Annotated in this window: 7 protein-coding genes; 2 read left to right on the forward strand and 5 right to left on the reverse strand. The window is 58.4% G+C overall.

Annotated features, from left to right (window positions below):
• Nucleotides 1–128 precede the first annotated feature (128 nt).
• Nucleotides 129–1,367 (reverse strand): hypothetical protein, encoded by a 1,239-nt coding sequence (locus tag SV7mr_RS15945; RefSeq protein WP_145274237.1) that lies wholly within the window; start codon nt 1,365–1,367, stop codon nt 129–131.
• A gap of 387 nt (nt 1,368–1,754) precedes the next feature.
• On the opposite strand from SV7mr_RS15945, the gene SV7mr_RS15950 reads away from it, so the two are divergent.
• Together SV7mr_RS15950 and SV7mr_RS15955 are read left to right on the forward strand one after the other, a co-directional pair.
• Nucleotides 1,755–2,654 (forward strand): phosphoadenylyl-sulfate reductase, encoded by a 900-nt coding sequence (locus SV7mr_RS15950; RefSeq protein ID WP_145274240.1) that lies wholly within the window; start codon nt 1,755–1,757, stop codon nt 2,652–2,654.
• Nucleotides 2,655–2,767: 113 nt separating this feature from the next.
• Nucleotides 2,768–3,205, forward strand: a complete 438-nt coding sequence (locus SV7mr_RS15955; RefSeq protein WP_145274243.1) for an RrF2 family transcriptional regulator — start codon at nt 2,768–2,770, stop codon at nt 3,203–3,205.
• Nucleotides 3,206–3,305: 100 nt separating this feature from the next.
• Here SV7mr_RS15955 and SV7mr_RS15960 read toward each other — a convergent pair whose 3' ends face one another.
• Genes SV7mr_RS15960 through SV7mr_RS15975 form a run of 4 tightly spaced genes read right to left on the reverse strand, consistent with a single transcriptional unit; the run spans nt 3,306 to nt 9,063 of the window.
• Nucleotides 3,306–5,240 carry a hypothetical protein gene (locus tag SV7mr_RS15960; RefSeq protein WP_145274246.1) on the reverse strand — a complete coding sequence of 645 codons (1,935 nt, stop codon included), beginning with the start codon at nt 5,238–5,240 and terminating at the stop codon, nt 3,306–3,308.
• A 6-nt stretch (nt 5,241–5,246) separates the two neighbouring features.
• The gene (locus SV7mr_RS15965; protein ID WP_145274249.1) at nt 5,247–6,629 is read right to left on the reverse strand and encodes a VanZ family protein; all 1,383 of its coding nucleotides are present in this window, start codon (nt 6,627–6,629) and stop codon (nt 5,247–5,249) included.
• A gap of 53 nt (nt 6,630–6,682) precedes the next feature.
• Nucleotides 6,683–7,867 carry a glycosyltransferase gene (locus tag SV7mr_RS15970; RefSeq protein ID WP_145274252.1) on the reverse strand — a complete coding sequence of 395 codons (1,185 nt, stop codon included), beginning with the start codon at nt 7,865–7,867 and terminating at the stop codon, nt 6,683–6,685.
• A gap of 17 nt (nt 7,868–7,884) precedes the next feature.
• Complete coding sequence (locus SV7mr_RS15975) at nt 7,885–9,063, reverse strand: aminotransferase class V-fold PLP-dependent enzyme (RefSeq protein WP_419187464.1); 1,179 nt, start codon at nt 9,061–9,063, stop codon at nt 7,885–7,887.
• Nucleotides 9,064–9,423 lie beyond the last annotated feature (360 nt).

Here is a 9,423-nt window from a genome sequence, read left to right on the forward strand (position 1 = left end):
GCCATCAACAACACTCTCCCGCTTGCGGGAGAGTTCAGTCAACGAATTTGCCATCATCAACACCCGTCGCGAGTGACAAAACAGTCCGGTGCGTGCTTGCACGCAGCCGACGCGGTTGATGGGCTGATTCAGTCTCGGCGTAATTGACTGGGGCTGCCGTTGAGACGCTGTACGAAATACTGTCGCCACTGCGCTTTGTTGTAACCAAAATTGGCATCGGGTGCGATCTCTTGCAATAAGATCAACGCGTCACTGTTTTGACGCTGCTGTTTAAACACCTTCGGCTTGTTGCCACCCATGCCCAAACCGGCGGCGCCAGAGGCATCCTTACCGACCTGAAACCCTGGCCCAGGAGCGCGGACTTCGGTGTGCGTTGTCACCAGCGCATCGACGTACTCGCGCCAAAGTTCCGGGTCCGGGAAATAACGCAACGCTCGCAATGCCGCTTGCACTTCACTCGGCTTCTTCTTCTCGGAACGAATGATTGGCAAGTAAGTGGCAACGGCTGACGCCCGCCCGTCTTTCTGTAACGCCTCCAATGCAAAGTCTCGCAGGTTGGCATCCCGCTCGTAGACCCCCGCTTCGACCAAGGTTTTGATGGCTAACGGAGTTCGAAAGTCAGCGAGCTTTTGCAAATACAACTGCCGCATGGCCGCCGGTTCCGCTCGTTCCTGGCTGGAATCCTTGTACGCTCTGACAAACGCAGCGGTGGCCAGCGGGTCATCAATGGCCTTGATCTGCGCCAGAGCGTCCTCGGAGTTTCGCCCTTTGCGATAGAACAGCGTTTTCAGTTTGGTCAGTTCTTTGATCCAACGATTGGATTCCACCGTCGCCTGTTCCGAAGCTTGTTCTGCAGCCCAAGCATCGGGAACATGCCAGCCTCCGCCCGCATTGATAAGGCCTCGCTTGCGCTGTTGTTCTTCATAGGCGTTAAGCCCCAGACCGTCACGGGCAAACCGCAGGGCAGCGCGAGCTTTCGAGTGCCGAGGATCGATCGCAACGGCGCGGCGATAATGGTAGTCGCCTTGAGCATTCAGCCCCTTGCCTTTGCAGGCCCGGGCCAGCTGGTAATGCAGCTCCGCATCGTCGCCAACCTTGGCCAATTCCTGTTGGTACCACGCCAATTCCTCGTCGCCGCTGGACGTCGTTCGCCGGACGCGTGACATTGGAAACGCCACGCTGATTTCAGGGTCTAACTGGACGATGACATTCGCCGCCTGCCCCTCGTCGGCTTGACGGATGATCTTGCCATCCACCTTCACCTGCGAACCCACTTCAACGGTGTCGGCCGTCGATCCACGCGCCCATCCAATCAGCGCCGTCAAGCACAATAGAGTCCTCGCCAAGCAGCCCGCAAATCGGTTCATCTTCAACATGCCTTCAAATTTCAGTAAAAAACACAGCCGGCCAGCCACTGCAGCCTGGCAGCCGCCGCCAACCTTGCCAGCCATCGCAGCAAGGACCAATCCATCCCCCTTCAAGGACCTTTAAACGGGAAGATCAGCCGCCAACGGAACACTCACCAGGCACTCACATCCTAGCACCTTCCCGTGCCGACACCCAACCGAAATCCCTGGCGTGGATTCTTTGCGCAGAAAACCCGAACCCAAACTTGACCAATTGAGTCACATTTGTATGATTTGGAACCGCACCCAGAACCGAATAGAGAAACGAAGTGGTTTCCTGGCCGGAAACCCCGGAATTTTCGATTCTCGCTGACTCACCCTCTCGAATCTAGCACTCTCGAATCTCTCATGTCCAGCAATCCCCTGCCCAACGAGCCTGCCAGCGAAGACCAACGCGTCGCGACGCAGGAGAACGAGAGCCAATCGTCTCAGCAGGCCGTGCTTCCGGTGCTCTCGCCCCCGAATGTGCCAGCCAGCGTGGCCACGGCGACCGGCGAATCTCCAGAGCCCGACGAGGGCCCGCAGGGGGCGTTGGCCGCAGACCCACCGTTGGCCCCGACGGAAGCATTCCTGGCGGAGTTGGCCGAAGAGAGCCAGCAATTGGAGTCAGCCACCCCCCAAGAGATCCTGGCCTGGGCGGTGCAGCGTTTTGCTCCCAAGTTTTCGATGGCCACCGCCTTTGGTCCCGAAGGCATGACGATCATTCACATGCTAAGCGAGGTCGCTCCGGAAACGCCGATCTTTAACTTAGAAACCGGATACCAATTCAAAGAGACACTTGAGTTGCGTGAGCGCGTCAAAGACCGCTACGGCATCGAAGTGGAGTTCAAGCGACCTGAGCTTTCCGTCCAGCAATACGAAGCGCTCAACGGTGGCCCCGTCTACAAAACCGAACCCAATCGCTGCTGCTTTGACCGCAAGCTAACGGTCTTGAAGAAAGCCGCCAAAGGCCTGCACGCTTGGGCCAGCGCCATCCGTCGCGACCAGAGTCCCGACCGAGCGAAAGCGCCGATCGTGGGCTGGGACAAAAAGTTTCAGCTGGTCAAGATCAGCCCGCTAGCGAACTCTACCAAGAGTGATGTGTGGAGAATGATCACCGATCACGACATCCCGTACAACACTCTGCATGACCAAGGTTACCCCAGCGTCGGCTGCTGGCCCTGCACCCGAGTCGTCGGGCTGGGCGAAGACGAACGCGCGGGCCGCTGGACCGGTTTCGAAAAAACCGAATGCGGGCTACATAACTAACTGACAAACGCCACCGGTTCCGCCACTGACCGCAACCCCGTCCCCTTTTAGAGTCATCAGCCCGGCGATCCAACCGGGAACACCCCCCCCTAGCCTTCCTTTCGTCTTTCCCAATGCAGCTTCCCGCGCGCACCCACTACGCAACCCTGGCGTTGCTTGCACTCGCCGCCAAGCAGGACTCCCCTGCTCCGGTGACGGTGCGCGAAATCACTGCGAAATTCGACATCCCCGGCCCCTTTTTGGTGCAGATTCTGCGCAACCTGCGGAGCGTTGGGTGGGTGCAAAGCACACGTGGTAGTCAGGGAGGGTATCGGCTGGCGACCGATCCACAAAAACTGACGCTCCTAGAGATCATCGAGACGCTCGGATCGAGCGAAGCGACCTGCACCGGGCTGGCAACCGGTCAATCCGCCGCCAAGGGCGAAGAGCAGCTGTTGCAGCAAGCGTGGGAAGAAGCCGCCGCTGCATGGCGCGAGGTTTTAGCCAAAACCACCATCGCCGACATCCTGCAGCGAGCCCATCAGTCTGACCAAGCGATGTTCTACATCTAACCGGCCGTCGCATCCGCGCCGCCCCCGTACGGTGCCGTACCAGCACGGCCCCAAATACAAACGCTGCATACGAACAAATCCGTACGTGCAAGCACGCAACCTACGGGGAACGCGTTCCTAACACGGCGACGTAACTCAATGTCATCGCGGTGATCCATGGGGTATCAATCAGCGACGACACGCTGGTCATCAAAACGATCCCCACCAAGCCGATCGCGATCGGCGAGACCTCCGCACTCCGAAACCAACTCCCGGGGCGCAACATCGGGATCACCAAACAACCCAACACGGCCAATCCCAGCAAACCGCTTGAGAGCAACACGTGCAGCGGACCATTCTTCGTCCGCCAAGTCAGGTGCTCATCACAAGTAAACATCCACTTGGACGTTGGAAACGAATCGATCAGCTGCCCACCATATTCGAGCTTTAAATCCGACAACTCAACCGGATGCTTGCCACTGACGTGAGTGGCGATGGACTGCACCGCCGACCAACGAAGCCCCGGCTTGGTGGCGTTCAGCGGAGGAAGTTCGATCGAGAAACGGGTTGCCTGATCAGCGCCACATTCCACGCGTTTCGACGTGGTCGCATACGAATAAAGCAGCGACTTGTAACAACGGATCAGCGAAACACGGGACGGCCCTCCCACGCTTCGAACCGTGCCCGTCACTCGCATCGGGGTCTGACCATCATCAAGCGTCCAGTGCTCCAAATAGACCGGCCAATCCGGCTTCATCACAACCGAGATGCTTTCTCCATCAGCAGAGGCCTGCAGTTGCAGCGGAGGATAAGCCCGCTGACCGCTTGAAGTCACCCGAGTCGGTACCGTACCCAGCCCAGAACCGACCAGCCATTGCGTGACAAGATTCTGATTGCGTCCCAGGGCGTCCTGCCAGTGCATGAACCGTGTCTCGCCGGATTGCGCGCTTCGATCAAAACGCTGCCGAACCGTGGGGATCTGAAGCACGCTCGCAAATGCAACACACCCCAACAGCAAACCAACGCCGCACCATACTCCCCGACTTCCCAGACGCTTTAACCAATGCGTGCCGGAACCGTCCAAACCATCGCCCGTCAGTGATCCACCTCGATTCACAGCCACCAGCGCGACAACTTCCAGCGGAACCAAGGCCAACGTGATCCGACTGAGCGTTGCCACAACGGCATAACCGACAAGCACCGAAAATGCCAAACGCCACGCCACTTGCCAAACGCTGGCGTTCAGTCGATACCCCAGCCAAATCAGTGGAAAGCCTAAAACCAGAATGGCATCCACATGATGGCCGCCCACATGCATGGTCCAAACGGGGCCAGTCGCCCGGTAGGTCTCTGTGAAATCGAACAGCCCCTGATAAACCGCTCGTTCCACTGCAACGCCAACGCTAACGTATGCAAGCGCCGTTAGCACTCCGATCTGAAAGAACGTGAGCAGTCGCTTGGCGTCGCTTTTGCGTTGCACTCGCACAAACCAAATCAGCGCAAACGCAACGGCGTACAAAAAGCCTTTGCCTTCGCGGACGGCATTCCAACGATTGAAGTAGACCGCGAACGGGTCCACCGCCAAGCCATCGGGCAACGCGAACCAGCCGATCAGCATTGACGCGATCGTCCCAACGGCCAGCAATCCCCAGACAATCAACTCCAGTCGCCAAACGCCGCCCGCAGGTGTCAACGCGGGTGTCAACGCAGATGTCAACGCAGGATCGTCACTCCCTGGCGGGCCGACACTCCTGTTGTCCGGGATCGCAGTGTTCTCCCGCATCGCCGCCATGCCCCAGCCGGCACCCGCGAAACATCCCAGCAGCCAACTGTCCCACTCATTGACAACGATCTGCCCCGTGACTGGATAGCCATCAGCGATCACCAGCAGACCGGGGAACAAGGCAGCCAGCATCAGTGGCCAGCGATAACAAACCACCGCCAGCCCCAGCACGCCGGCCGCCTGCGCCAGCGGCCAAACCGGATGCATCCCCGCCAGCAACAGACCTGCGGCCAAGCAAACCGCAGCCATCAATTGAGAAAGGAAACTCAGCATGACGAATCAGTGACCATTGACGATTGAACCGCGTGGATTGCCTTGGGCAGCCAGCCCCCTTGGATCCGCCAAGCGATCGGGCCGCAAGGCTGGGAACGCGGCGCCACCGAGTGCGGCACCCAACAGATAGATCAAGACATCCGAAGCATCAGAAACGCCGGTCGTCAGATAGACTTGTCCGACTTCGATGATCGTGCCCACCATGAAGATCACCGCCCATCCGGTCAGCCGCAGCCCCCGCCGAACCTTGGGTTTCGAGCAGTGTACGGCGCCGTGCAGCAAGTAACCGGCGGCGGCAAAGACGATCAATTTCGCCAGCACATTTGTTCCAGCTGAAAACTCGCTGGTGTAGTAATACTTAGACATCGGCCAAGTAAAAAAAGCCCGCCAGTGTCCAGCGATGATTTCGGGATCGTCCACCCAGGCCGCATCGCGGACCAGCAGCACCGCGACGATGCCCAGCAAACAAGTGGCAAACAGCCCCAGCCACACGATGGGCTTTTCTAGCACACCCAACCAGAACGCCCAGCGGTTGGCGACCCAGATTCCGAGCCCGCCACCGGCGACGCCAGCGAGCACATCGGTGGTCGACGCCTGTCGAGTGAAGGTAGGCAGTTGCAGCAATTCGCAGACGATGGCCACGAAGACAACGACAGCGAAGGCGAATTTGGGGCCTCGATACAAAGTTGCCAGAAACCCGACGACCGCCGTTCGCGCCGCGGCCAGGATCCACCCTTTCCACTGGCTCAGACTCAGCAACATGCCGAGTTCCGGGACCAGCACAATCCGCCCGGCGTCCCATTTCTTTTGCCACTCCGCCTTGGACACCATCAAATCCAGCGGCATCAGCGAGTAGGCGAAATTGGCCAGGACAAACAGCGCCAGCAACCATCCGACACGTTGCTTGGTGACCGGACCGGTGCAGACCAAGATCAGGCCGCGAAGGATCGGCCGGCCACAGATCAGCCACAGCGCGGGCCCGGCGGCGGCGCCGATGACACCGGCGAACACATCGTTTTGGGATCGAGTTCGTGGTGGGAACCAGAACTGCAGAAACTCAATGACGACGACCAGCGTGGCCAGATTCAGAAAGATGAGCGGCGCGGCCAGCAAGAGTGCCCAGCGATGGGGTTTGCCAAAATCGACCGCACCAGCGAGGCAGAACCCAGCCGGGATCACCACCAGCGCATTGGCCACCCAATCGGCGCGTCGATACACATTCAAGTCCAACCAGCGCAGCTGCAGAAACCCGTCCACGCCGTTATAGAACGAAGTGTAGCGAGGCGTCACGGGAACAATCGACGCATAAACCAGCAACCCCGCCAGCAACACCCCCAGCACCCCCAACCAAACGCGCACCACCGATAACCGCGGTGTTGTGTGACTCATTTCATTGTCCAATCGCTCGGTTCTCCTTGACGTTCCAATGCAGGTGATCGCGATTACAAGAAACGCCGAAGCGATTCCGCTTTGGCCGCCCAACCTTCGGTCGACAACATGTTGCGCCGGGCGTCGGCCTGATTTGGATCAACCTCCCCGCTGGCTCGTCTTCGCACCCAATCAATGAATTGTTGCGGATCGCTGGCGACGTCCAAAACATCAGATAGCTTGTCGGTGGTGGGCAACGATGACGTCACCACGGGCTTGCCAGTGGCCAAGTATTCCTTCAGTTTCAACGGCTGCATCGCTCGGGTGACCGGCAGGTCCGCGTAGGGCATGATCAACACGTCTGCCTGTGAAGCCAGTGCGGGGAGCCGTTCAAAAGCAACGGGGCCAGGAAGTTCAATCTTGGGATGCTTCAGCAAACGTGGGTCCGGATCTTGCATCGGACCGACCAGACGGATCGAGATCTCATCCATCGCATCGGCAAGGCCCAGAATCCAATCCGCATTCATTCGCCGATCCACCACGCCCCAAAACAATGCCAGCGGCGAATTGGCGTGATCTCGTGAATCGGTGTCAGTTGCCTGTTGCCAGAACGCCAAATCCACTCCATGGGTCATCAATTCAGCTTGGCAACCGCGTGCGGACAGTGAATCCACCAAGGTCTCGCTGACCGCGACCACGGCATCCATTTTGGGAAGCAGCTCGTCCTCCATGCTTCCCAAAGTCTTTCCATCGAGTCCCGGCCAAACCGAGAAATCGTCCACACAGTAATAGACCCAACGCGCCGCCGGCAAGTGATCGACCAAGTCACAGACGATCGGAATCGTGGTGATCACCGTTGCCTCCTGGGCCGCCTGAGAGAGCTGAGACACCAGCAGTTTGCGATTGAGCCAACGATCCCAGGAATGCGACATCCACGGCCACATTTTCGAATCAATCACCTGGGGACACACAGAATCGTCGGCCGCCACAGCATCCCCTTGGCAGGCATCACCGTCCGCCTTGGAGCGTGTGAACCAGCCCGTGAGCTTTTCGCTTGCTCGCGCCAGGGTGACACGATCCAAACGAGGAGGTCGCATGCCGATGGTGTTGACCCAAGTCACATCGACTTGCCCCAGCATCTGCCGAATCAAGTGTTGGCAACTGGACGGATGCCGTCCCCAATCATCAGAAAAGACGAGTAACTTGTTCAATGAAGGTTTAGGTGCTGAATCGGTAGAGGGCTTCGGTAACGTTTCCATTCGAACCAGTTCGTAAACTACATCGCGGACAAGAGTGTTGCCGCACGCAGGGCTTTGAAAAATCGTTCGAGATCCGCTTCCTGATTGTAGATCTGCAGACTCGCACGCACCGTGGTTGGAATCCCCAGGTGCTCATGCAGCGCTTGCGCACAGTGGAAACCGCTGCGCACAAAGATGGAATCGCGCTGGTTCAAAATCTTTGCCACCGCCAAAGCTTCCATCTTGTCGACGGTAAAACTGACCAAGGGTCCACGCGGCTGCCCTTCGCTGGGCCCCAAAACAGTGACAGCAGGCATCTGATTCAATCGCTGGACCAGTTGCCCCGTCAGTTGATCGAGATGCGCCGACATCGCCGCAACGCCGGAATCGGATAAATACTTTAGGGCAGCTCCCCAACCGATCACACTTTCAATGGCCGGCGTGCCAGCTTCAAACCGCTCCGGAATCGGGCGCAGGGAGTAACCGTCCAGGGAAACCTGATCAACCATGTGGCCGCCGTAGATCAATGGCTTGAGTGGAGCCAGGCTATCCGTGGTGCCGATCAACGCCCCTGCTCCGCTGGGCCCCAACATCTTGTGTGAACTGCAAACCAGATAATCGATCGGCAAGGCGGCAAAACTCGGTGGAGCGTGTGAGGCAGATTGAGCCGCATCGACCAACACGCGAGCACCGAACTCCTTGGCCAAACCCACGACTTGCTGCAGATCCACCACCGTCCCCAATACATTGCTCTGATGGCAAACGGCCAGCAAATCAACGCCCTGCTGCAGCGTCGTTTGTAGCGCGTCCATGTCCAGCGTTCCATTGCGATCGACGGGAACGACCTGGACATCACCATCACGCATCCAGGGGATCAAGTTACTGTGATGCTCCATCGACGTGCAAGCCACGCGTTTCAGGCCTGGCAAGCCATTGGCGACCAAATTGATTGCCTCGGTAGCCCCATGAGTCAGGACCACGTTTTGCGGCTTCGCAGAAAACCAGTTCGCCAGCCGTTCACGAGTCAGTTCATACTTCTCGGTGGCCTGTTGGGAGGCCGAGTGAACGGCGCGATGCACAGCAGCCGTTCCCGATGTCAGGAACTCGTGGACCGCATCGGCAACGCAGGTTGGCTTCAATGTCGTCGCAGCGCTATCCAGGTAGACAAAGTCACGACCAGCACCCTTCAAGGCAGGAAAATCATCACGAAAGCTCATGTTCATCCATCCTTACGATCATCGCAAAATCCACCCCCACCCGCCACGACATCAGCCATTTTGGCGTTCGCCACAGTTCGGTCAACAACACCCTCCCCCTTGCGGAAGATTCGGCCGGTTTGCTGTGGTAGCATGCGGATCATTGGGCAGATTTGCAAGGCAGGGGAATTGATTGTCTCAATGGCCGGCCGGGGAGGGTTTCATTGTGGCAGCCTGCGGTTGGCGTTGCCAACCACTTCTGTCACGGTAGGAACGGCCGTTTCCGGCCGCCCCCCGCACAGATCCGTACTTGAGTGTTGTCTCATACGGCTCCTGCCTTGATTCGGGCGCGAAATCGTTGATCTGGATACGGGTGGCGTA

This window comes from Stieleria bergensis, from assembly GCA_007745635.1.
GTDB lineage: Bacteria > Planctomycetota > Planctomycetia > Pirellulales > Pirellulaceae > Stieleria > Stieleria bergensis.

What these genes read in the sequence shown, in the direction of transcription:
- SV7mr_RS15975 (WP_419187464.1), bottom strand. Translation starts at nt 9,063, where the DNA reads ATGAGCTTTCGTGATGATTTTCCTGCCTTGAAGGGTGCTGGTCGTGAC.
- SV7mr_RS15955 (WP_145274243.1), top strand. Translation starts at nt 2,768, where the DNA reads ATGCAGCTTCCCGCGCGCACCCACTACGCAACCCTGGCGTTGCTTGCA.
- SV7mr_RS15970 (WP_145274252.1), bottom strand. Translation starts at nt 7,867, where the DNA reads ATGGAAACGTTACCGAAGCCCTCTACCGATTCAGCACCTAAACCTTCA.
- SV7mr_RS15965 (WP_145274249.1), bottom strand. Translation starts at nt 6,629, where the DNA reads ATGAGTCACACAACACCGCGGTTATCGGTGGTGCGCGTTTGGTTGGGG.
- SV7mr_RS15960 (WP_145274246.1), bottom strand. Translation starts at nt 5,240, where the DNA reads ATGCTGAGTTTCCTTTCTCAATTGATGGCTGCGGTTTGCTTGGCCGCA.
- SV7mr_RS15945 (WP_145274237.1), bottom strand. Translation starts at nt 1,367, where the DNA reads ATGAACCGATTTGCGGGCTGCTTGGCGAGGACTCTATTGTGCTTGACG.
- SV7mr_RS15950 (WP_145274240.1), top strand. Translation starts at nt 1,755, where the DNA reads ATGTCCAGCAATCCCCTGCCCAACGAGCCTGCCAGCGAAGACCAACGC.